General features: G+C 55.2%; 17 protein-coding genes. 15 read left to right on the forward strand and 2 right to left on the reverse strand.

All coding sequences use genetic code 11. The features are described 5' to 3' along the window. Positions 1–57: 57 nt before the first annotated feature. Positions 58–3,159, reverse strand: a complete 3,102-nt coding sequence (locus tag ACL7TT_RS04145; protein WP_413393391.1) for a DUF6531 domain-containing protein — start codon at positions 3,157–3,159, stop codon at positions 58–60. Positions 3,160–3,181: 22 nt separating this feature from the next. Beyond that, positions 3,182–4,045, reverse strand: coding sequence for a Stp1/IreP family PP2C-type Ser/Thr phosphatase (locus ACL7TT_RS04150; RefSeq protein WP_413393393.1), 864 nt, complete (start codon positions 4,043–4,045; stop codon positions 3,182–3,184). A gap of 190 nt (positions 4,046–4,235) precedes the next feature. Between ACL7TT_RS04150 and ACL7TT_RS04155 the strand changes: the two genes are divergently transcribed. The 15 genes from ACL7TT_RS04155 to tssG all read left to right on the forward strand — a co-directional run bounded on the left by ACL7TT_RS04155 (position 4,236) and on the right by tssG (position 24,526). Further along, entirely contained in the window at positions 4,236–4,955 is a 720-nt protein-coding gene (locus ACL7TT_RS04155) for a transposase (RefSeq protein WP_413393394.1), read from the forward strand. Between the two features lie 126 nt (positions 4,956–5,081). Beyond that, a complete protein-coding gene (locus ACL7TT_RS04160) occupies positions 5,082–6,515 on the forward strand; it encodes a type VI secretion system contractile sheath domain-containing protein (RefSeq protein WP_413393396.1) in 1,434 nt (477 codons plus the stop codon). A 149-nt stretch (positions 6,516–6,664) separates the two neighbouring features. After that, complete coding sequence (gene tagH, locus ACL7TT_RS04165; protein ID WP_413393397.1) at positions 6,665–8,482, forward strand: type VI secretion system-associated FHA domain protein TagH; 1,818 nt, start codon at positions 6,665–6,667, stop codon at positions 8,480–8,482. Beyond that, a complete protein-coding gene (gene tssJ / locus ACL7TT_RS04170) occupies positions 8,469–9,086 on the forward strand; it encodes a type VI secretion system lipoprotein TssJ (protein ID WP_299939894.1) in 618 nt (205 codons plus the stop codon). The genes tagH and tssJ overlap by 14 nt, the downstream gene beginning before the upstream one ends. A 74-nt stretch (positions 9,087–9,160) precedes the next feature. Continuing rightward, positions 9,161–10,498, forward strand: a complete 1,338-nt coding sequence (gene tssK, locus ACL7TT_RS04175) for a type VI secretion system baseplate subunit TssK (RefSeq protein ID WP_299939893.1) — start codon at positions 9,161–9,163, stop codon at positions 10,496–10,498. A 1-nt stretch (position 10,499) separates the two neighbouring features. After that, entirely contained in the window at positions 10,500–11,363 is an 864-nt protein-coding gene (icmH, locus tag ACL7TT_RS04180; RefSeq protein WP_413393399.1) for a type IVB secretion system protein IcmH/DotU, read from the forward strand. 54 nt (positions 11,364–11,417) lie between these two features. After that, positions 11,418–14,957 (forward strand): type VI secretion system membrane subunit TssM, encoded by a 3,540-nt coding sequence (gene tssM, locus ACL7TT_RS04185; RefSeq protein WP_413393401.1) that lies wholly within the window; start codon positions 11,418–11,420, stop codon positions 14,955–14,957. Next, the gene (tagF, locus tag ACL7TT_RS04190) at positions 14,954–15,631 is read left to right on the forward strand and encodes a type VI secretion system-associated protein TagF (RefSeq protein WP_413393403.1); all 678 of its coding nucleotides are present in this window, start codon (positions 14,954–14,956) and stop codon (positions 15,629–15,631) included. The genes tssM and tagF overlap by 4 nt, the downstream gene beginning before the upstream one ends. Positions 15,632–16,157: 526 nt before the next feature. Continuing rightward, complete coding sequence (gene tssA, locus ACL7TT_RS04195; RefSeq protein WP_413393405.1) at positions 16,158–17,441, forward strand: type VI secretion system protein TssA; 1,284 nt, start codon at positions 16,158–16,160, stop codon at positions 17,439–17,441. A 42-nt stretch (positions 17,442–17,483) separates the two neighbouring features. After that, a complete protein-coding gene (gene tssB, locus ACL7TT_RS04200; protein WP_299939881.1) occupies positions 17,484–18,005 on the forward strand; it encodes a type VI secretion system contractile sheath small subunit in 522 nt (173 codons plus the stop codon). Further along, positions 18,002–19,489: a type VI secretion system contractile sheath large subunit gene (gene tssC / locus ACL7TT_RS04205; protein WP_299939878.1), complete on the forward strand. Its 1,488-nt coding sequence runs from the start codon at positions 18,002–18,004 to the stop codon at positions 19,487–19,489. Before tssB ends, tssC (ACL7TT_RS04205) begins: the two co-directional genes overlap by 4 nt. 103 nt (positions 19,490–19,592) lie before the next feature. Next, positions 19,593–21,107 carry a type VI secretion system contractile sheath large subunit gene (gene tssC, locus ACL7TT_RS04210; RefSeq protein ID WP_413393408.1) on the forward strand — a complete coding sequence of 505 codons (1,515 nt, stop codon included), beginning with the start codon at positions 19,593–19,595 and terminating at the stop codon, positions 21,105–21,107. A 4-nt stretch (positions 21,108–21,111) separates the two neighbouring features. After that, on the forward strand, positions 21,112–21,585 hold the full coding sequence (gene tssE / locus ACL7TT_RS04215) for a type VI secretion system baseplate subunit TssE (RefSeq protein WP_413393410.1): 474 nt from the start codon (positions 21,112–21,114) through the stop codon (positions 21,583–21,585). Further along, positions 21,585–23,414 carry a type VI secretion system baseplate subunit TssF gene (gene tssF, locus ACL7TT_RS04220; protein ID WP_413393412.1) on the forward strand — a complete coding sequence of 610 codons (1,830 nt, stop codon included), beginning with the start codon at positions 21,585–21,587 and terminating at the stop codon, positions 23,412–23,414. Before tssE ends, tssF begins: the two co-directional genes overlap by 1 nt. Beyond that, positions 23,378–24,526: a type VI secretion system baseplate subunit TssG gene (gene tssG, locus ACL7TT_RS04225; protein WP_413393414.1), complete on the forward strand. Its 1,149-nt coding sequence runs from the start codon at positions 23,378–23,380 to the stop codon at positions 24,524–24,526. The genes tssF and tssG overlap by 37 nt, the downstream gene beginning before the upstream one ends. Positions 24,527–24,545 lie beyond the last annotated feature (19 nt).

Raw genomic sequence — 24,545 nt, forward strand, 5'->3', positions numbered from 1 at the left:
TGTAGAGGTTGGGCAGGAGGATGGCGTAAGCACCGCCGGTTGTCTTTGGACCCGGCGTCAAGTAGTGATCGACCCGTCTCGGAGCCCGCCCACTGCAGTGTCGGCAGTGCAGCGTGTAAAAACCCCAGGTCCGTTAAGCCAGATCCGCAACCCCGGGTGCCAGTATCCCAGGGGGTGATACCACAGGCCGGTCTCGGTATCGGCAATCAGGTTGATACCGCGCCAGGAACCGGGTTGCTGTCGATTACTGCTACCGGTATTTTCCCTTTTGCCGGGATCCTGGAGCCAACGCACTGCCCCTTTTGCATCGCAGATGGCCAGGGGCTTACCATCGGGACTGTTCAGGTAGTGCTCGCTGCCAGCGGATTTCCAGTGGCATAGAACGGTGCGGGTCAGAGGGTGGTGTATCCAGTGACCGGGACTGCGGGATTTTCCATCTATCTGCAGGGTTTCCGCCCAGATCCCCAGGCCACTCCAACGGGTAATCACCCGGCGCTGGCGCGTGGATTTGCGATGTGTAGAGGTTTTACTCAGACGCCGGCCAAAGGGATCGTAACGGAAGTAGGTTTTGAACTCAGCGCATTCTGCAGTGCCCATCAGTCCCCAGCCGTCGTAGTGATAGCGGAAATTCCTGTGCGCGGGCATGTCCCGCGCGCCGATGACATTGCCGCGTTTGTCCCGGTCTATTTCCACTCGGGCAGACCCCGTATGGCGGACAGAGGCGGTGAGTGGTAAAGGGGGCGGTTGTTCGAATTTCCAGGCCGGGGTCCCGCCGCTCTCCAGAGCGGACAAATGTCCGTACTGATACCTGTGAATACTGCGCACCTCCCCCTGCACCAAAAGGGTATCCCGGCCCTCTGCCTCGGTGCGTAGTATGGGCGCTCCGTTGGCGTCGATGCTATACAGGGATCCGCAGGGTGCGAAGGTGTAGATGAGGTCGAGATCATCCGAGCTGGCGCTGCGTAGCCAGCCACGGGAATCGTACTGATATTTCAGGCTGAAGTCGCGGACGTCGCTGCTGTTGTGATTTTCGGCGATCACCCGGCCGCGCTGATCGTACCGGAAGCGAACCGAGGCGTGCAGATTGTTGGCCTGGATCAGTCTCAGTTGGGTGTCGTAGTGAAACGCACTGCTCTGGCCGTTGTTGTTGCGAATCCCGGTAACAGCTCCGCGCTCGTTGTAGAGAAAATACCAGTGACAATCGTTGTCGCAGTACTCGCGCAAAGTGCCGTCGACGTCGTAGTGCCAGCGCAACTGGCGACCGCCCGGTGCCTGGTGGCAGACCAGTTGCCCGAGCGCATCGTATCGCCAACAGTAGTCGCCATTGGAGGTCCGTAGCTGCGCCAGCTGGCCGTGGGGCGTGCGCAGCAGTTCCCAGCTGTTGCCATCGGCAAAATGGATCTGACACGCCCGCCCGGCACTGTCGAACTCCCAATGGAGGCGCTGGTTGTTGCCGGCGTGAATTGCGCAGGGCAACCCGCGCCTTGCGTAGTCGAGGGTATAGTGGTGAAGACCCAGGCGGGCTTCGCGCACTTCACCGGCCGCCCCATAGCGCCACGCGCAACGGGCTTCGCCGCCTGTTACTATTGCGGTCACCCGCTGCCAGTGGTCGTACTCGAACCCCCACTGCTGTTCCCCGCAGCGCACGGTTTGCAGTTGCCCCTGTCCATCCCAGATAAAATCCACCTTGCCTCTCTCGGGGTCGATGATCTGCGTGAGCTGGCCCCGGTCGCTATACAGAAACTTCCACGCCTGCTTTTCGGGATCGATCACGGTCAGCGGCCGGCCGCTAGCACTGAACTGGTAGCGCCAGGCCTGCTCTCCAGCGATCAGTGCGGCCTGGGGAAAGCCCTGTTGATCGTATTGATAGCGGGTGCTGATACCACTGTGGGTGCGCCGAGTGCAGCGCCCGAAAGCATCGTGGCGGAAGAAGGTGCGCTGGCCCTGACAGTCGATGTGCTGGCACAGGTTGCCGTAGGTATCGTAGAGCCAACTGCGTTGGCGCTGTCCCTGGCGCTCGCAGGTCAGCTGGCCAAAACTATTAAAGCACAGCTGCTGCGGGTCCCTGTCCTGCGTCTCCACCCGACAAGTAGTGCGCTTGCGCTGCCAGCGCAATACGGTCTCTGACGTATCGAAGCGCACTTTTTGACAGCGCTGGCGGTGGTCGTATTCAAACTGGCAAGTACCAGACTGGTTGCTACTCAGTTCAATAAGGGCAAGGTTTTTATAGCGATACTGCTCTGAGCTTTGGGCACTACTGGCTTCGGTGAGAAGCTCACCGTGAAAGGCATAATGACAGAGGTCCCGCTGGTCTTCCGGGGCGTGATGATTGACCAGCTTATCGATCCGGCCGCCATGAACCTGAAATTCCACCACCCGTCCCCAGGAACTCACGATCTTTCTGGGCAGTCCTGCGCTGTAGTCAATGGTCAGGGTGTTGCCGCACAGATCGCGAATCTCGCTGAGCGGCAGTGTTTTGTTGACACCATCTGCACGAAAAATCTTGTGGGCTTGGTCAAATGCAGTGAGGCAATAGCTGTGCAGGCTTTGGCGCGATAGCAGCAGGCGTTCGAACCGGTTGTAGCAACCATGGCCTACTGCGGGCTGTTGGAAGCGGATCCTGCGCCCCTCGGCGGTCTGCAGTTCAACAAGGTTGTCTTGCACCAGCAATTGTTCGCTCAGGGAATGGCGCCAGCCGGCACCAATGCCCGAATCCTCACGAATAGAGGTGCGGTAGTAGCGTTTCCAATGAAAGGGCAGCGGACCCGGTATCGCCATATCGATCCGCTCAAAGGCCACCTCGCCATTGCTGCCAATGACCCGGTCACCTATCCGCCGGCATTGGCCCAGAGGCGGAACGGGGGTGCCCAGGTGGTTGACACCAGGGGTGTTGATAAAGTGAACCGGGCCGTCACCAATACCGGGCAAATGCCCGACCGCCGGCGCCATCGCAATAGTGTATTGATTGGTCGCTACCGATGGCGCTTGTGGCCAGAGCGGTGGTTCTCGATCGACAGGGCCGGGACTCGCAGATATACCCTGGATAGCGTTCAACCACTGGCAGGCGGCAGCCGGGTCTTGCTGTGAAAAAGTGACAGGTGGTGGGTTTAGGGTCTTGAGCAGGTCGGGTACGAGTTGGGCGGGATGTTCCGGTGTCATTCTTCAGCTTCCGGAAAATAGGTTAGCGTTGCGATTTACGCACAGTCACATCCAGTGACCTGGGCCTTTGGGTTACACTCTGTTCCTCTGTACGCATTTGCGGCAGGGGCCGGGAGGCGTATTCGAGGATGCCGGCGCTGATATTGTCCCGGCCCCCGAGTTTGTTGGCATCGTCGATAAACCGGTAAACGCACTCCAGCGCGGGGCGATGCGTCGCCAATACACGCTCAATCGCGTGGTCGTCCAGGTATTCTGTGAGTCCGTCACTGCACAGCAGCAAGAGCGCATTTTCTGTGAGTTTCCAGCTGTTAATTTCCGCTTCCGCGCTCGCGGATACGCCCAGTGCCCGGGTAATGTGATTGCGCACCCCGGATTGTTTGGCCTGCCCAGGGCTGATTTGGCCGCTGTCGAGCATTTCTTGCACCACACTGTGATCCCGCGTAAGGCGCTGTAAGCCGTAATTGTTCCAAAGGTACGCGCGGGAATCGCCAATGTGTGCGACGATAAGAAAATCGTGCCACATAACAGCCACAACCAGGGTCGTACCCATATTGGCAAGTTGTGGGTTGCGGGTTTTGGTATTGAGCAGCGCGGTATTGGCACTGTTGATGGCATCGATCAGGGTTGCGCGCAAAATCAATTGCTGCTGCTCCGGGCTACAGGTAATAAAGGTGTGTTTGAGCAGGTTGTCGAGATGGGTCTGAATGGTTTCCGCCGCCAGCTTGCTGGCCGTGGCACCCCCTGTATAGCCACCCATACCATCGGCCACCACGATATAGGCGAAGGGTTTATCCGCGCAGGCATACCAGCGAATACTGTCTTCATTTTCCTCGCGTACTTGACCAATGTCGGTGCGCCCGTTGACTGCCAGACTTATCTGATCCATGTCTGGTGCAATTCCCCTCTATTAAAACGCAATAAAATGCAGCGTAACATGATACAACCCATAACCGTCGGTAATGTTAACTTGCCCGCAGCTCAAGTTTGAATTTTTTTCTCAGAGTTTGCGATAATAAAACCCCTATTTATCATTATTAAAGGCACCGCGCCTGTTAAATGAAGGACACGTTGGCAAAATGCCCCGTTTGCCCAGACTCAATCTGAGAGATATTCCCCAGCATATAGTACAGGTGGGACACAATAACCTGCCCTGTTTTTTTGACGAGGAAGATTATCAATATTATTTGATTAGTTTGCGGAATGCTGCGGACCAATACAGTGTGGATGTGCACGCATACGTTTTGCTACCGAACATGGTCCAGATCATCGCCACGCCGAGGATTCCGGATGGCATCTCCTCTGTGATGCAGTCTCTGGGGCGACGCTACGTGCAGTTTGTCAATCATCGCTACAAGCGCTCCGGCACCCTCTGGCGAGGCCGCTATAAATCCAGCCTGATCGATTCGGAGGGCTACCTGCTCACCTGTTATCGATATGTTGAACTGCGGCCGTTATATCTGGGACTGGCGGATTCCCTGGCAAGTTACCCGTGGTCAAGCTTCAACCATCACGTAAACACAAAGCACGATAATCTGATTTGTGATCATCACCTCTACCTCGCCCTGGGGGAAAACGCCCAGGAACGCGCGCAGGCTTACAGAAAACTGTTTCGTTACAGCTTTGACCGCAGGCTGCTCGATTACATTGCCGAAACCATCAAACTGGGGCAGGTATTGGGTGGGGATGCCTTCAAGGACAAAATCGAGCAGATTGCCAATCAACGGGTTCGTCCACTCAGGCGAGGACGACCGAGAAAGTCAAAAAAAATCGAAAAAGAATCAGTAGAAACCCATTAGATAAAAACGCATGATGTGCTCAGGAAGCTATCGATAAAACGGCAATGGATATTTTGCCAACGGATAGTAGAGCGTGAGAAAAATTACCCGAACAGACTTTCCTATTTCAGGCGATGGTAAAAAGCAATGATAGCGACAGGCCCTGATATCCTGAAGGTTGCGATCCTTGGAGACTTCAGCGGGCGCGCCAGCCGCCGCCAGTGTGAGCCGGGCAGTATCGCTCAGCGCCGGGTCTATCTGCTAAATCGGGATACTTTCGAAGGGGTTTTTGCCGACCTGGGCGTGCGCCTGCAGCTGCCGGTGACAGAGGGGCCTCTGCCGCTGTCCTGTTTTGACGATTTACACCCGGATTACCTTTTCACTCGCCTGCCGCTGTTTAAAAAATTCATTGAACTAGAACGCCGGCTGCGGGATCCGCAGCAGTTCCGGCAGGCCGCCGAGGACATCCGGCAGTGGAAGCCGGAGCTACGCGAGGCTCCCCCCCAAACCGCGACTTCTGCCGGCCGGTCCATCCTCGATACAATGCTCGCTGCGGACCGCAAGCACCGGGCCAAAGAGTGCAGCAGTGCGTTTCAGGTTGAGCGGTTGATCCGGGATATTGTCGCCCCTTATGTGCAGAAGAATACCCACCCCCACCAGGGCGAATATTTGAACGCTCTTGCCGAGGCGACCTCCGATGCGATGCGTAAGATCATGCACCACAGTGACTTCCGCCAGTTGGAAGCGAGCTGGTACAGCCTGCAGTTTTTGTTGCGGCGTTGCGATGAGCACAGGAAACTGCAATTCTATTTGATCGATGTCAGTAAAGAGGAGTTGCTTTCAGATTTTGCCGGTGCGGAAAGTAATCTGGAGCAATCCCAGATCTTTAAACTGCTGGTGGAGCGTGAAACGGTTTCGGGCAACCGGCCCTACAATCTGGTCCTCGGTGACTTCTATATCACCGATGAGGAGCGCGATCTGCATTTGCTGATTGATCTCTCCACCATTGCGGAGGCGGCGGGCAGCGCCCTGCTGCTGGGCGGTGATACGAAGCTGGCCGGCTGCCCCAATCTAGCTGGTTCTGTCGATCCCGACGATTGGTATTACCCCATGAGTGAGCGCTTTGCCGAGAGCTGGCAGGCCGTACGGGAATATTCAGCGAGCGAATACGTCGCCTTGGCCGCACCCAGGTTTATGCTGCGCCTCCCGTTTGGCAGTGGGGCGGCCACCACCGAGCAGTTCGACTTTGAAGAACTGACAGCAGAGCAGGGGCACCAGTATTATCTGTGGGGCAACAGTGCCTACCTGCTCGCACTGGCGATTTGCCAGGCAGTTTCCGCGAACGGAAAATTGCAGGTACCGGTTTCCGCCAGTTATGAGGACCTGCCGTTGCACCTGCGCAAACTGCCCCAGGGACAGTGGGTGACTCCCTGTGCCGAAGCACTGCTGACCGATAGCGGTGCCACGCAGTTTATGCAGGCGGGGCTCAGTACCCTTCGTTCTGTGCAGGGGCGGGACCAGATTATTCTTCCCAGGTTGCACTCCCTCGCCGGCGGGGCCCTGAAGGGTCCCTGGGACTGAAACTGTCTGTGCGATGGATCTGGAGGACCGGCGGGTTTTGCAGGGCGCAAGGCCCGGTTTTGGGGATATGACCGGCAAAGCTGCCCCATGTTTGGCGATGCCGTACGCTGGTCAGAACGCTTTGCGGGTAAATGAAGTAAATCAATAGTATGAGTCAGGAAGACATGGACCTCATTTTCTCTGTATTGGCAGACCCCCCAGGGGCCAATATGCTCAAACACACCAAGCTGTTTACAAAAGCGGGTGGGAGCTTGGGCCGCTCGGCAGACAACGACTGGGTGCTGCCCGATCCCGACCGCGTTGTCTCTTCCAGACACGCGCAGATTTCCTTTAGTGGGAATCAATATTTCCTGACGGATACCAGTACCAACGGTACCTTTTACAATGGTGCCGAGGAAATGATCGGCAAGGGTAACCAGATGCCCCTGAAAGAGGGGGATATCATCCATATGGGGGAATACCGCCTCAAGGTGGCTCTGCGCCAGCCGCAGGTGGAAAGCCATCTGCCCAAGGGTCTTGGCAGTGCCGATTTTCTCGACACCTCAGACCGCACCACCTTTAGTTCCAGCACCAGAGCGAAGATACAGAGCCAGACCGATGCCGGGGAACTGGACAACTGGCTGGAACCCGGTAGTGGCGCCGATATCTCCCAGTCCGGGGAGTGGGGCTATATCGGCCCCGGGGCCCAGCAAACACCGTCCGGTGACAGCCTGTTGGGCGCCGATGCTGGCCCGCTGGATCCCCTCGCCGCTTTTGACCAGCCACAGGCGTTTGCTACGTCGGATGCCCCGGGTTTGGGGGCGTTGGATGGGTCGGTCAGCCAGGCCGGTTCGGGCCAGTGGTCCGATGAGGAGTGGTGGAAGGATGGCAGCGAGCAGGACCATGTGCCGGCGGATCAGCACGCAGTGCATATCGCCCCGGAGCCGCCCGTGGAAGCGCAGACAGCGGCCCAGCCGCAGGTAGCGCCACCCAGTCAGTATCAAAGACCCCCCGTGTCGTCACAGCCACCGCCCCCGCAGCCACAGGCCCCGCGGGGATTTTCGCCATCGTCGCCACCGATGGCACCTGCGCGAGCGCAGGAGCCTCCCCCCCAGTTGACGCCGCACGCTGCGCAGTCACCACCTCAGGATAATCCGTTTGCGGATTCTTTCGCCGCTGTACAGGGCCAACCGATGGCGGGCGCGCCGGGATTCGGTATGGGGCAGGCGCCCCCGTCCCGCCCTGCGGATTCTGTCGCTTCGGGGTACCCCTCCTCCCCGTTGCAATCGCAGACCCAACCGCCTATGGCGGGCCAACCGAGTCAGGTTGAACCCCCAGCACACCCGCTACAGGCACCGCCCGCAGAGTCATCAGCGGCCAGTGTTCTGGCGACAACGTTGGGTCTGAATATGAGCCCCGTGCAACAGCAGCAGGCGGATCAACAGGCGGCCGAGATCGTTCGCGAAACCGTCGTACGTCTGATAGACCTCTTGCGCGCGCGCACCAGTATTAAAAATGAGCTGCGTGTGCAGCGCACCATGATCCAGACAGAGGCCAATAACCCACTGAAATTCAGCGCAACCGAGCGAGATGCCCTGGAGGCCATGTTTGCGGGCAACAGTGCATTTATGCAGCCAAAAGAGGCAGTGCGGGACAGTTTTGAAGATCTTTCCGATCACCAGGTGGCCGTGCTCGCCGGCATGCGCGCGGGCTACAGTGCAATGCTCAGCTACTTCAACCCCGAAAATATCGAGCGGCGCCTGGGTGATATTTCCGGGGTCTTCGGCAATAAAAATGCGAAAAAGTGGCAGGGCTTTGACGCACTGTACCGCGAACTGGTTGGCGACCCCGAGGCTTGTTACCGCAAGCTGTTCGGTGATGAATTTGCTGTGACGTATGAAAATCAACTGTCAGAGTTAAAGAATGCCAGACAGCTGCAAAATGAATATATTGATCGAGGAAAAGGAGTTGGTCGTGTCGAAAAATAATTGGTTCCGTATCACTCTGCTTGGCTTTTTGCTGGTCTCCCTGGCAGCCTGCCAGACTACCAGGCGTACCTTGAACCTGGACACCAGTATCGAGCTGTCGATGGATGTCCGAGAGGACGTCAATCCCGATGGCGATGGGCGCGCGTCCCCCGTTGTGGTGCGCATTTTTATGTTGGCGGACGATCGTCAGTTTGCACGGGAGGAATTCCTGAATCTGTACGAAAATGCTGAATCCCGTCTGGGCAAGGACCTGCTGGATACCGTGATCCTGAAGGAGTTCGCTCCCGGTGAACAGCGAGTGGAAGCATTGGCACTGGACCCGGAGGTGAAATATATCGGCCTTCTGGCCGAGTTTGTGCAGTACCAGAGAGCCGATGCCCTGATGGTGCTGCCGATCATTGATCACAAAAAAAATGCGTACCAGATATCCCTGGCCGATACTCGCATCGGCACCCCCGACGAGATTGCCAAACGTCGTCGCGACAAAGCATCCGCCCTGTCGCGAAGGCGCGCTAGTGAGGCCCAGGACAAAACGATAACCATTTCCAGTGAGGACTATGAGTCGATGAAAAAGCGCCTCCGGGAAATGGAAAATTCTAAATAGCGCGCTGCGCAAAGCACGGGCAGGTTTTATTTCCAGCACTGGTCCATTTGGCTCGGGCGTTACAAGGAAGACTTATGTCGGCAAACAACAAGGTGATCTGGAGTGAGGGTATGTTTTTACGCCCCCAGCACTTCCAGCAGCAGGATCGCTATCTCGAACAGCTGGTCGAAGCGCGCACCGCTTCCCTGGGCCCCTACACCTGGGGTGTGGTTGAGCTGGCGATTGACAGCGAACCGCTTTCCATGGGCAAGGTCTCCGTATCCCGCCTGCGGGCGATTTTCCCAGACGGCACGCCAATCCTGGCGCCGGAAAATGAGCACCTGCCGGATGTGCTGGATGTGCCTGTGCATACCCGCGATGAAGTCGCCTATTTATGTATACCTCTGAAGCGCCCCGGCAGCCAGGAGTCCATCAGGGATCAGGAGGACTTTCCCCAGGCCCGCTACCAGGCGGCCAATTTTGATGTGCGTAACAGCGCTACTGCTTCCGGTGAATCCGCCCGTATCCAGGTGGGCAAGCTACGTGTCTGCCTAAAGTTGGAGAGCGATGACCTGAGCGGTTACGCCGCGATCGGCATTGCCCGGATACGTGAGTGCCAGCCGGAAAAACCGCTGGAGTTGGATACAGATTATATTCCACCACTGCTGAATGCCGAGACTTCGCCGGTGATCAAAGCCTATATCGAAGAGGTCAAGGGGCTGCTGGATCATCGCGGTACCGCGCTGGGGCACCGTTTGTGTGACAGCGGCAGAAGTGGATCGGCGGAGATTGCCGACTACCTGTTGCTGCAGGTTATCAATCGTTTTGAGCCCATGCTGAAACAGATTACCGCACAGCCGCGCCTGCACCCCCACAGTCTGTTTTTGGAATTGCTGCAACTGGCTGGAGAGTTGTCGACTTTCACCTCGTCAAACAAACGCCCAGCGGAGATTCCCGGTTATGCCCATGAAAATTTGCAACTGAGTTTTGCCGGGCTGTTTTCCGCCCTGCGCCAATCCCTGTCCACGGTCCTGGAACAGACCGCTATTCCCATGGAACTGGTGCAGAGGAAGTTTGGCATCTATGTGGCACCGGTGACCGATCCCTCGATGCTCAAATCGGCCAGCTTTGTCATGGCTGCGAAAGCGGATATGCCGGGTGACCTGTTGCGCAGCCGCTTCCCCACCCAGGCCAAGGTGGCCCCGGTGGAGGCCATTCGCGAGTTGATCTCAGCACAGCTGCCGGGACTGTCCCTGCGCCCACTCCCGGTGGCGCCCCGCCAAATTCCCTATCACGCCGGATTCACCTACTTCGAAATGGAGCGCAGCGGCGAAATGTGGCAGGCCATGTTGAGATCCGGCGGTTTCGCCGTACATCTCGGCGCGGAATTTCCGGGGCTGTCCATGGAGCTTTGGGCCATCAGGAATCATTGACATGAGCAAAGAAAGCTTCACGCCCCCGCCGGCACCCGATGGCGGCGACAGGACAGTGATGATACCAACTCCGGGTGCCGCTGCTCCGGTGCAGCCGGACCCGATCCCGCAACAGTTGTTTGCCGATCCGGGTAGCGCTGCAGACAGACAGGTGCGCAACAGCCTGAACCCCCTGGTGTCTGCGGCCTCCAAGCTGCTGGGAGTGATTATCAAACTGCGCACTACCATGAACCACGCCAATGTACCGGACTTGCACAAACGCCTGACCCGGGAAATTCAGGCATTTGAACGCGAGGCCAAGCAACTGGCGCTAACTCCGGAGAGCGTTCTCACTGCGCGTTACTTACTCTGTACTGTGGTGGATGAAATGGTGTTGACCACCCCCTGGGGAACGGCCAGCGGCTGGAGCCAGCACTCGCTGCTGAGCTTGTTCCACAAAGAGACTTTTGGCGGTGAGAAGTGCTTCGCCATTTTGCAGCGCATGCTCGAAACCCCGGCCTCTCACCTGGAGTTACTGGAGCTTTTCTATCTGTGCCTGAGCCTGGGCTTTCAGGGCAAGTATCGCCTGGTGCAGCGCGGGCACGAACAGATTGAACAGATCAGGGACGAGCTTTACCGCACCATTGAACAGCACAGGCCGGCCATGGAGCGCGACCTGTCACCGCGCTGGCAGGGCTGTGTCGAGCGCAAGTCACGCCTGATCCACTTTGTACCGCTGTGGGTCATCATGAGTGTCGCCGTCGGCCTCTTGGTTGCCACTTACAGTGGTTATCGCTGGTGGTTGTACGAAACGACAACACCGGTTGTGGATCGCGTGGCGGATCTCACAGGCAGTGAGAGAGCGCTCCCGCCAGGGGAAGGGTAACACTCGAACCGTACAGAGCCGGTGCCGGCAGGGCCCCGGGAGATGGAGTTTTTCATGAAACGCTTGCGCGACTTTTTTACCAACAAATGGGTGGTCGGGCTGATAGGCCTTTTGGCCCTGTCCTTGCTGATTTGGTTTGGGGCGAACTACATCAAATTTGGTAGTGACAATGCCACGCTCCCCCCCACTATCCGCATCATTATCATCGTTTTTATTTTTGTACTCTGGTTGGTCTGGAACCTGAGTCAGTGGCTGGTGGAGCGGCGCCAGAACCAGGCGCTGATTCAGGGCATAGAGGCATCCCAGGAAGCGGCACAGGATCCCGATGAAGCCCATTCCCGCGAGGAACTCGATGCGCTTTCCGGGCGCTTTCGCGAGGCTATGGATGTCTTGCGCAATGCCCGCTTCAAGTCGGGAAAAGGCAAGGTATCCCTTTATCAACTGCCCTGGTATGTCATTCTCGGCCCTCCCGGTTGTGGCAAGACCACGGCACTGGTCAATTCCGGGTTGGAATTTCCCCTCGCCCAGAGCCACGGCAAGGGAGCCCTCGGCGGTGTCGGTGGTACGCGCAACTGTGACTGGTGGTTTACCAATGATGCGGTATTGATCGATACCGCGGGCCGCTACACCAGCCAGGACAGCCACCGGGTGTATGACAACACTGCCTGGAAGGCGTTCCTGGGGTTGCTGAAGCGCTACCGCCGCCGCCGCCCGATCAATGGCGCCCTGGTCGCAATTAGCCTGCAGGACCTGATGGTGCAAACTGAAGAGCAGCGGCAGCACCAGGCGAAAACCATCCGCCAGCGGGTGAATGAGCTGCAGCGGGAACTGGGAATCCGCTTTCCCATTTATCTCACCTTTACCAAGTGTGACCTGGTCGCAGGGTTCAGTGAATTTTTTGACAACCTCTCCCAGGCTGAACGCGAGCAGGTGTGGGGCCTCAGTTTCCCGCGTGAGGTCGATGCCGCTGCCGGTGCCCCACTGGATAATTTCAAGTCGGAGTTTGATCGGTTGATTGAGCGGCTCAACCAGCGCGTCCTGTGGCGGGTACACCAGGAGCGCAATATTGAGAAGCGTGCATTGCTTCAAGGCTTTCCCGCGCGGGTAGAGAACCTGTCCGGCGTGCTCACCGAATTTGTTAAACAGGCTTTCGGGTCCAACCGCTATGAGACTGTGCCTATGGTGCGGGGGGTATACTTTACCAGCGGCACCCAGGAAGGCAGCCCGGTTGACCGTATGATGGCCTCGGTAACAGCGGACTTTGGCCTGGAGCGCAATGTCGGGCCCAGACACCAGGGGGTTGGAAAAAGCTTCTTTTTGCACCGGTTGCTGAAAGACGTTGTGTTTCCCGAGGCGGAACTGGTTGGCGTCAACCGCAAGATCGAAACGGCCACCCAATGGCTGCGCAGGGGCGTCTATGCTTCTTTGGCAACGGTTTTTGTCGGAGCCGTATTTCTCTGGAGCGGCAGTCTCGCCCAGAACAAACTGTCCATGGGGGAAGTGAGCGATCACCTTGCCGCTTACCAGCAGGCAGAAGGTGCACTGAAGGATACAAGGCCGTCATCGGTAAAGACACTCAACATGCTGGAGCCATTGCGGCAGGCCGGCGCGGTGTACGATCGAGATGAGCACCCCTGGATTGGCAACCTGGGGCTCTATGACAAGCGGATTGATAAGGGGGTGGACAATCTCTACCGGGGCAAACTCGAAGGTGTTTTTTTGCCGGCGTTGTTGCGGGATATTGAGAGCGACCTGAGCCGCCTTGGCAGCGATGACCCAGCGCTGGGGAATACCCTCAGGACTTACTTGATGTTCTTTAATGCCGACAGGATGGATATTGGCACCATAGAGAGCTATTACGCGGCGCGCTGGGAGCACCTGTTGCCGGGGAAGGCCCGGGAACAGGAGCATCTGCGCTACCATCTGGATCAATTGCTGGCGCAGCCTGTTCCCACCAGCGTGGGGCAAAACACACGGGTCGTGGCCCGCGCACGCCAACAGCTGCGACGCATACCCGTACCCCAACGGTTGTTTGCCCAGTTGCAAAATACTGACCTGGGGCAGGTCTCGGTGGATCTTTACCAGGAAATTGGCGGCGATACCCAGCAGCTCTTCGGGATGAATGCAAACGATTCCCGGTTTCGTATTCCTTTCCTCTACACCAAAGCGGGGTACAAGGAGCTGGAATTCGATGCGGATTCCCCGCTGATGACCAATATGGCGAAAGAGCGTTGGATTTACGGTGGCGATCTCAGTGGGGAGGACTTTACTGAGGCCGACCGGGAAAAGCTCGGCGAGGAGGTAAAGCGTATCTATCTGGGGGAATACCTGCAGCGCTGGCAGGCATTTCTGGGCGGATTCAACATTCGGCAATTCGAGAGTACTTCCCAGGCACTGGAAGTGCTGTCAAATCTGTCCGACCCGATTTATTCGCCGCTGCTTGCGGTTGCGGAAATTACCTCGGACAACACGCGCCTGACACCGCGCCCGGAGTTGTCCGTAGACGCCTCCGGGGTCGCTCTACCGGTCTCCAGTACCACCCGCAAGGTAGGTGGGGCCGCACTTGACAGTGCGACGGGTGCTTTGCGGGATCAGTACAAACCCAATATCGTCGATTTGCACTTTGAGGAAGTTCAGCGCATTACCCAGAGTGAGAAGGGGCGGACGGCCAGGGTTCAGGAATACCTGCTGGCCATTCATCAAATTCAGGAATATCTGACCGAGATTGACAGCGCACCCGATGCTGATGAGGCCGCATTTGCACGGGCCAAGGCGCGCTTTGGTGGAGGTGGCGATGCCATCAAGCAGCTCAGAATTAAGGCCGCCAGTGCCCCGGCGCCATTCGACCAGTGGCTGACCGATATCGCCAACAGCACCTGGGGACTGGTGATGGCGAAGGCCAAGGCTCATCTCAACCAGGTGTGGAATGAACGGGTCTATCTCAGTTATGCCAACAGCTTGGCCGGACGCTACCCACTGAGTGGTGATCGCGACCGGGAAGTGCCGGTGATGGAGTTTAACCAGTTCTTTAAGCCAGGCGGCATTGAGCAGACGTTTGTGAACGAGTATTTGAAGCCGTTTGTCGATACCAGAAACTGGCGGATTAAGTCTGTCGAGGGTCAGGGTATGGGCCTGTCCCGGGAGGCGTTGTCGCAACTGCGGCGGGCGGAGCGCATCCGCAGGACGCTTTTTGCCGGGGGTGAAACCGCATCCTATGCATTCCGCATCGAGCCCACCAAGCTGGATTCCAGTGTGCGCCTGTTTGAACTGGAGCTGGGGGATCAGCGCGTTCCCTACTCCCACGGACCCAAGACCAGTAAGAAGCTCACCTGGCGCGGCGGGGAAAGCAACAGGGTCAGGATTATTTTTGAAGACCTGAATGAAACTGTGCATCGAAAACACTTTGAGGGGGATTGGGCGTGGTACCGCCTGTTGGCCAGTTCCGATCTGGTGGTTGGGCGCAGCAAAGCGGAACGCCTGGTAACTTTTTCTGAAGACGGTCGTAAGGCGCAGTTCAGGCTGATTGCCTCCAATGTCAACAACCCGTTTGATCGCAATCTGCTGCGTGGTTATCGATGTCCGGAGGCCCTGTGAGCGGTATCGGACTCTTTGGCAAACTGCCTGGACACGGCGACTTTATCCAGCGCCAGTTGCCCGGCAGTTTTGTCAAGGTGTGGGATGAATGGTTACAAAGCGCTGTACGCGGTTCCCGTGAAATCATGGGGGAGCAGTGGCTGGATTATTACCTGACGAGTCCAATCTGGCACTTCGCGCACGGCAAAGGGGTGATCGATGAAAGTCCCTGGGCGGGCATCCTGGTACCCAGCGTGGACAGTGTAGGTCGCTACTTTCCCTTAACCATTGCCACGGCGCTGCCGCCAACAGTGGATGCTTTTGCGTTTATGTCGGCCGCCAAACAGTGGTATCAGAGTCTCTCCGAGCTGGCGATCAGTGCCCTGCAAAACCGCTTGCACGCCGACCAGTTGTTTGCGGCGTTTGTCTCTGCCCCGGAAGGTATCGGTGTGGCCAGTGGGCCGGGTATGCAGTCCGATGTCTATATTGCCAGCGGCGATGTGGGTGGTGTTGAGAGTAGCTATGGGGGCTTGCTCGGGCAACTCTGCCGCCGGCATTTTTCCTGCTATAGCCTTTGGTGGTGTGAGGGATCTCAACACTTGGCGCCCACCAGCCTGCTGTGCCCGTCGCTGCCCACTCCGGAATCCTATTGCGCCATGTTGGGAGCCGGGGGCCGACTGCCGGCAAAGCAATAAAGCAATAGTATGTTTAACCTGCCAGTAAGCGGATTTGTCAGCTGTGGTAACGCATTGGAAAATTTGCAGGTGGTCATCTCGTATTGGGTTTTATACCCATGCTTACCAGTAGCAAAGTGGGCTGATACAGGATTTTCTCACGGGTATAGATCGGCGGAGTCCGTTCTACACCGGGTGATTAAACTGTGTATTTACAAGGCGCTGACCCTCCTTAACCCAGATGGGGCAGAGATGGCTGTGTAAAGGAAAAATCAAATCTATACAAATAGTGTTGGCTGAGAAAGTATTGACGGGAGCGGGTAAGTCGCCAGAAGAGGCAAAAAATCTGTAAATGCCCTGCTGATGACGTTATAAAAACCTTCTATTGCAAAAATATCAAAATTATTTTGATTAATGTTTTGTGTTGAGCCCATTTTTTACAGTATCGTGGTTTGAAGATGCCATTTGCTTTGATTCGATATCTACAACGTGTACTCTTCCCAGAATCCTTACTTGAAGGAGTTGAGTCGATAGAAGGGGCTTTTCCATGGCATTCCCAAATACAGTAAATATAGAGGCACTTGTTGCTCCGGTTTCTTCAGATAAGCCTGTCGGTGAGGATATTCGAGAAGATCGTTCACCAACCTCAGATTATTATGCCATCAAGGATGCCCGCAATAGTGCCAGAGCCGCTGAGCGCTCGGCCATGTTCGATGATACGGACGCTGATCTGCTGGCGCCCTGGCGCGATGTGGCCAGGTTCGCAGAAAAAATCCTCATCGAGAAAAGCAAAGACCTGGAAGTTGCCAGTTGGTACACCGAAGCCCTGATCCGTTTGCACGGATTTAGCGGGCTGCGCGATGGCTTTCAGCTGATTGACCGGTTGCTTGAAGATTTTTGGGATGGTCTGTACCCGCTGCCGGACGAAGACGGTATTGAAACCAAAGTGGCACCACTGACCGGTCTCAATGGCGACGGTGGTGATGGCACATTAATGATGCCAATTCGCAGCGCCGCTATTACACCGGAAGACGATTGCAGTGAATTCTCATTCTTTCAGCACCAGCAGGCGCGGGATGCAGACAGAATTGCGGATGAGGATGCGAAAACGGCACGCATTGAGACCCTGGGCTACAGCCTGGAAGCGGTCAACCTGTGTGTGAACAGTGCGAGTGACGACTGGGCCCAGAACCTTATTGAAACAATAGAAACCGCCCTGAGCCATTTCGGCAATATGAACAATGCACTGCGAGCGCGGTGTGGGCACGAGGCACCACCGTCAACAAATATTTCCTCTCTGTTGGATGAGGTATTGCGCACTGCACGCTTTATTTACAAAATCCAGCTGCAATCCATCGCACAGTCCGAAGCGGTCGCGCAGAATGATGTTCCATCCAGTGAAACTGGGTCTGATATGCCCGTCGAGACTGGGGTGGCTGACAACAGACTCTCAGTGCCCGCAGGGCCTGTGTCCTCGCGGGAGGACGCACTTGGGTTGCTGGAGCAGGCCGCGAAGTACTTCCGTACCTATGAGCCGCACACACCTTTGGCGCCGAGCCTGGAAAGATTGATTGGCTGGGGACGTATGACGGTTTCTGAATTGATGGCGGAGCTGCTCCCAGATGAGCAGGCACGTGTGCTTTACTCCCAGTTAACCGGTGTGCGTCTCGACGGAACCGATAGCCAGCGCTACGTGGCGCCACCGCTAACCAGTAACAGTCGTTCCCCAGCACCAGCAGCCCCCGAGCCGGTGCCAGCGGCCTCTGGGCCGGTGTCCGCTTCCGATGATGGTTGGGGGCAACCGCAAGAAGAAACCAGCACAGGCTGGTAGTTAATTGACAATAGTCCCTAAAGCTAGGAAAGGAGACCTGAGATGTCCGAGAGCATCCACAATAAACTCAAGCGTGTGCGTAAACCCCGTGTGCATATTACCTACGATGTAGAGACCAATGGCGCTGAAGTCAAAAAGGAACTTCCTTTTGTGGCGGGTGTCATGGGCGATTATTCGGGGGATAACGCTGAAAATCGCAGGGTATTGAAAGATCGCAAATTTGTGCAAATAGATCGCGATAACTTCAATGATGTAATGACCAAAGTGAATCCGAAGTTGAATCTGCAGGTGGAAAACACGCTATCCGGAGACGGCAGCAAGATGGCTGTTGATCTCGACTTCAAACACATGGATGACTTTTCTCCTGAGCAAATCGTTGAGCAGGTTGAACCACTGAAGCAGCTTCTCGAAGCGCGCAGCAAATTGCGTGATCTCCTCAGCAAGGCCGATCGTTCAGAAGAACTTGAAAAGGTGCTGGAGGATATCCTGAAGAGCACGGAAAACGTCGGTGCTATTTCCGAGCAACTGGGCTTAAACGGGGATAAGGGAGAGGACTCAGAATGAGTACAGAAGTAGAAAATATTGCGGAAAGCGAGGCCGAGGAGCAATCGGCTGGCCTGCTGGAGCAGGCGATCGCGGCAACCAAGCAAACAGAGCCACAGGAGGCCCAGGATCTGATTGCGAACCTCACCGAGCAGGTGCTAAAAGGCACCGTGACCTGGGACCGCAACCTGACCCAAACGATTAAGAAAGCGGTCAGTGCACTGGATACCGCAATGTCCAGACAACTGTCCGCGATTCTGCGCGATTCCAAATTCCAAAAATTGGAGGGTTCATGGAGAGGGCTCAACCACCTTGTTATGAACAGCGAGACCGGCGCGACCATGAAAATACGCATGCTCAACCTGAGTAAGCGCGAATTGTTCCGCGATCTGGACAAGGCTGTTGAATTTGACCAGAGTCAGACTTTCAAGAAAATTTACGAAGAAGAGTTTGGCACTGCAGGGGGAGAGCCCTATGGCTGCATGATCGGCGATTTTGAGTTTACCAGCCACCCGGAAGATATCGAGCTTTTGAGCAAAATGTCTAACGTTGCCGCAGCGGGCTTTTGCCCATTTATCGCGGCTGCAGGCGCGGGCATGTTTGGCTTTGATGATTATACCGAACTGTCCAAGCCGCGGGATCTCGGTGGTATATTCGAATCCGCCGAATATATCAAGTGGCGCAGTTTCCGCGACAGTGACGACTCCCGATTTGTCACTTTGGTAATGCCGCGTACACTGGCCCGCACTCCATACGGAGCCAATACCAAACCGATCGAAGCGTTTAACTTCGAGGAGTTTGAAGTAGACGAGTCCGGTGTTTCTCGCTCGGCAGAGCACAATCAGTACTGCTGGATGAATGCTTCTTACGTTATGGGTACCACCATGACCAAGGCGTTTGCTGAAAACTCCTGGTGTACAGCAATCCGCGGTGCCGAGGGTGGTGGTAAGGTCGAAGGGTTGCCTTCTCATGTGTTCAAGAGCGATGATGGCGATCTGGATCAAAAGTGCCCCACCGAAATCGGTATCACTGATCGCCGTGAAGCGGAGTTGAGTGCACAAGGCTTTCTGCCCCTGTGTCACTACAAAAATACCGACTACTCTGTCTTCTTTGGCTCCCAGAGTGCGCAAAAACCCAACACCTATGATGATCCGGATGCAACATCGAACGCAGCCATCTCCGCGCGACTTCCCTACCTGATGGCCACTTCCCGTATCGCCCACTACCTGAAGGTCATGGCGCGGGATAAAGTGGGTTCATTTATGGAAGCCAGTGACTGCGAACGCTGGTTGAATAAGTGGATTATCCAATACACCAACTCCAATCCGGATGCGAGCCCGGAAATGAAGGCGAAGTACCCGCTTTCCGAAGCCCGGGTAGAGGTCAAGGAAATTCCGGGACAACCGGGTTGCTATAGTGCCGTGGCTTACCTGAAGCCCTGGTTGCAGATGGAAGAGTTGACTACGTCCATGCGCATGGTGGCGAATATCCCTTCTGCCGGATAATGCCCAGGCCCGCCGGACAAAGGCGGGCCATGTTATCAAAAGGTCTTGTCCTGGGCCGGGATTCTATCGAGTCTCTCAAAAATACTACTTGTGGGAGTGTCCGGTGTCTCGTACGACAGCCCGCCCGATAGCGGAAGATCACATAGAAATACTATCGGAAAAATTGGCCAGGGGGGAACAGACTGAACTTCGGAATTTTTTACAGGAACCGGATACCCTGTTTGCTTTTGAATATTGGTTGAGCGAGATCTGTCCCTGCCCTAAAGAAAAAAGCTTTTCTGTTCGCCAGTATCTCAATCGTATGATCGTGGAGCTGGACGAGCTGATTTGTAACCAGGTTAACCGGATAATACACCATCGCCGCTTTCAGCGACTGGAGGCCAGTTGGCGCGGCCTATCCATGTTGGTTTTCAATACGCCCCATTCGGACAATATCAAGATAAAGTTGCTGGATGTGAACTGGAGGGATCTCAGCAAGGATGTGGAGCGGGCCCCGGATTTTGATCAGTCCGGTCTTTTCCACCTTGTATATAATGAGGAATTCGGTACTCCGGGCGGAGAACCTTTTGGCCTTTTACTGGGGGATTACTATATTTCCCACCGCCCTTTGCCGGAACATCCGTATGATGATGTCTTTACCCTCCAAGGAATAGCGCATACAGCGGCCGCCGCATTTGCCCCTTTTGTCTGTGCGGCCAGCCCGCAACTGTTCGGTGTGGATCACTTTGATGACCTGGCAAAGCCCATCCGGTTTTCTGAAGTTTTTCGTCAGGGTGAATATATCCGCTGGAACAGTCTTCGCGAGTTGGAAGACAGCCGTTTTATCGCAGTGACTCTGCCACAGGTGTTGATGCGGAAACCCTATAGTGTTGATTTTTCACTATACCGTGGCTTGCGGTTTGAAGAGCAGGTTGCGGCATTGCATAGCCGGCACTACTTGTGGGGCAATGCCTGCTTTGCCCTGGGTGCGGTATTGCTGCGGGAATTCAGTGAGGTCGGCTGGTTTTCCCATATTCGTGGCGTTGCCCGAGACCACTTGGGCGGTGGACTGGTGACCCAGTTACCGGTTGTGCCTTACAAGCCCGACAGTCGCCCGGGCATGGTGCGTATGTCCACCTCCATTCTGGTTACCGATTTTGTTGAACGGGATCTCTCTGAGTTGGGTTTTGTTTGTCTGAGCCATTGTTACGATACGCCCTATTGTGCCTTTAACAGTGTTCCCTCGCTGCAAAAAGCCAAGCAGTATACTTCCAAGGCCGCCACTGCAAATGCCAGGATCAGTTCAATGTTGCAGCAGATACTCTGTGCATCGCGTTTTGCCCATTACATCAAGGTAATGATCCGGGACAAAGTGGGCGCTTATATGAATGCGGCGGATTGCGAGCGCCAATTGCAGCATTGGCTGGATCGCTATACAACTGGGCGGGACGACCTTTCCTGGGAAATGCTCGCGCGCTACCCGCTGCGTGAAGCCCGGGTCAGGGTGGCCGATGAACCGGGTAAAGCCGGTAGCTATCAAAGCGTGATTCACTTGAAGAGCCACTATACCGTCGATCATCTTGTATCAGAGTTGAAACTGACCACAGCGCTGGCAACGATTGGGGTGGGAGCTGCCTAGTTCGATGGCAAAAGAAAAGCGTCTGCTGGCACCGATTTTGGATCGACTGCTGGAATCCTCGCGCAAACTGGATATGCACCAGTCACACCAAATATTGCGGCAGTTGCGCGAAGGCGTGCGGCGGGACCTCGAGTATTTATTTAATACGCGCTACCGCTGTATTTCTGCAGCAGATAGCCTGACGCACCTGCAGGGCTCCAATATTAATTACGGCCTGCCGGATTTATCCACGATTAATCTATCTTCTCTGGGTAGCAGAAAACAGTTCTGTCGTGATATTGAGAAAACCATTGTGCACTTTGAGCCGAGGATTCGCTCTGTCAAGGTGACGACACAGGAAAAGATAGATATGGAAGACCCGAGTATACGGTTTCGTGTCGAAGCGGTTCTATATGTCAACCCGGCCTCGGAGGTCATTGTTTTTGATTCCGCCCTGAATCCCGTGACCCAAATGGTCGACGTGTCCGAGATTATATAATGAGTGAACGTTTAATCGATCTCTACGAGCGCGAGTTGGCCTTTATCCAGCAGACAGCCGCTGAATTTGCCCGCATGCACCCCGCTGCGGCCTCCAGGTTACAACTGGATACGGAGACTGTAGATGATCCCTTGGTGGGGCGTCTGCTATCGGGCTTTGCCTACATGAATGCGAGGGTTCAGCAAAAACTCAGTGACGACTTTCCGGAACTGACAGATGCTATGCTGGAAACCCTCTATCCACACTATTTGCGCCCGATTCCCTCCTGCGCCATTGTGCAGTTTGAGCCAGATGAGGATCTAGACGCCATAACGCCGGTGGAGGCCAGGACACTTCTGGAAAGCGAGCCCTTTCAGGGGCAGGTCTGCCGGTTTACCACCTGCTACCCCGTGGAAATAAGCCCGTTCCAGCCGGTGAGTGCCAGCTTAATGCCCAGGCCTTTTATTGCACCTGGCTGTAATGATGTCCAGGGCGCCAATGCGGTTCTCAAGTTAACCTTAAAAACCCTGAGTCCGGATTTGAGCTTTGCAGAAATGAAGCCGGGATGTTTGCGTTTCTTCCTGCGGGGGCAGCCCACACATGTTTACAGCTTGTATGACTTGCTGTTGACAAAGTGTGTAAAACTGGTAGTGGCGCACGGTGAGACCGATCCCAAGCCGACTTTTCTATCCCCGGATGAGATCGGGCAAGTGGGACTGGATGAGGATCAGGGTCTACTGCCGTATCCCGACACAGCATTTATTGGCTATCGCCTGCTCACCGAGTATTTTGCCTTTCCGGAAAAATTTCTGTTCCTGGATATCAAAAACCTCCAAAGGGCAATCAACGAGAGTTTTGAAGACTCCCTCACGCTCTATTTTTACCTCTCGGAAACTCACGAAGAATTAGAAAAACAATTGGTCCCGGGTATGTTTGCACTCGGCTGTACGCCGGTGGTGAATCTATTCACACAAAGTGCAGACCCTATTCCGCTAAGCCACGCGCAGTATCATTATCAAATAGTACCCGATGCACGCCGAAACGATGGATTGGAAATTTACTCTATCGATGAGGTTACCGCAACGGATGGAAATGGGAAGGCGACCAGGTATCGACCATTTTATGGCATAAAACACAGTCAACACCATGCGCAACAGTCTGCTTTCTGGTTTAGCCGACGGCGTGAGGTTATTGAAGGGGAGCATCGCAATGAGTATGCTTCCGAAGTCGATATTAGCTTGGTGGACCTGAATTTTAACCCACACCGGATTAGTGATCAGACACTGGATATCAAGTTAACCTGCTGCAACAGGAATCTTCCCAAAAAGCTCCCCAGCGGGAATGCGCAACCTTACCTGGAAGTGGTAGATGGGGATCTACCGGCAAGCCGCATTAGCTGTGTCATCGCACCGAGTGCGACACTGCGGCCGCCGAGGCGGGAGCGGGGCTATTGGCGACTCATTTCTCACTTGAACTTGAATCATCTGTCTCTTTGCGGAACCCAGGGTTGTGATGCTCTCAAGGAGATATTCAGACTATATGACTTTCGTGATTCTGCGAGTATAAGGAACTTGATAGAGTCACTATTAAGGCTGAATACCAAACCGGTCACCGCTCCAATTCAGATAGATCAGAGCATTGTACTCTGTCGGGGTACCGAGGTTGAAATTGAGCTGGATTCAATGATGCTGACAGGAACCAGCCCGGTCTTGTTTGCCAGTATTATCGAACGCTTCCTTGGCCTCTATTGTTCCATTAACTCTTTTACAAAATTAATTGCCACAATAAACGGCAGAGATGGAGAACTGAAGAGATGGCCACCTCGTGCCGGAGAAAAAGCGTTACTGTAATAGAGCGGCTGAGTCGAGAGCCCTATAGCTTTGACTTCTACCAGGCTGTACGTCTTGTAGAGCGGGCTGTAACTATGGCCGATGATGATTTCTGTAACGCAGCCATTGCCGGTGCGGCACCGCCCTCCAAAGAGTTTATTCGTTTTAGTGCCCAGTGTGGACTTTCTTTTGTCGGTTCAGATGTACTGAGCCTGGAGAGGAAGCCGGTTGACGAAAGTGACCTTCAGGACAACCTGTCGAACCAGTGGCAGATGGAAGTGGGGTTTACCGGGCTGATTGGCAGTCAGGGTGTTATGCCCTACTATCTTACGGAGCTTGTGCAGAAGGAACTCCGGGAAAATAACACCGCCCTGCGGGATTTTCTCAACCTGTTCAATCACCGTCATATCTCGCTACTTTATCAAGCCTGGTCCAAATACCAACTACCGGTAAACTATGAACGGCAGCGATTGCGCAATGAAAGGGAACCGGACCTCTTCACTCAGGGTATAGCCGCTTTGGCCGGGTTGGGCACCAGCGAAATGCGTTACCGTATGCCCGTACCCGATGAGGCTCTTCTGGGCATGGCAGGCCACTTCAGCCAAGCGCGTTGTTCTGTTGCTGCACTGACCAGTATGATTAAAAATTACTTTGGCTTGTCTGTCACTATTGAGCAGTTTCAAGGTCAGTGGGATGCGCTGCCAAGAGATATTCTGTGTCGTTTACCCTGCATAAGCGCGCCTGATGGAGTAAATAATTGCCTGGGGAAAAACACCATTCTCGGTACGCACTGCTTCCAGGCACAAAATAAATTTCAGGTGGTTATTGAGCCAATGGCGTATGAGCAGTTTATGACCATCGCCCCCGGCACCCAAGAGCTGGAGGCGCTAAAGGCATTTATCAAATTCAGTGCGGGAATCGAACTGGATTTTGAACTCTTAGTCACCCTACCTACAGATCAGGTACCACCGGCACAGCTAAACAGGAAACCTGAACATGCTCCCCTGCTGGGCTGGAATACCCATATGGTCAGTGACCAGGAAACTGTCGAACTCGTAGAAATCACGTTGAGTGCCGAAAACATATCTCCGGATGAAGCTTTACCCACTGCAGAATCTTTACTTACCCATTAATTTTAAAAGGAATTTTAGA

The organism is Microbulbifer jejuensis, from assembly GCF_047289955.1.
Taxonomy (GTDB): Bacteria; Pseudomonadota; Gammaproteobacteria; order Pseudomonadales; family Cellvibrionaceae; genus Microbulbifer.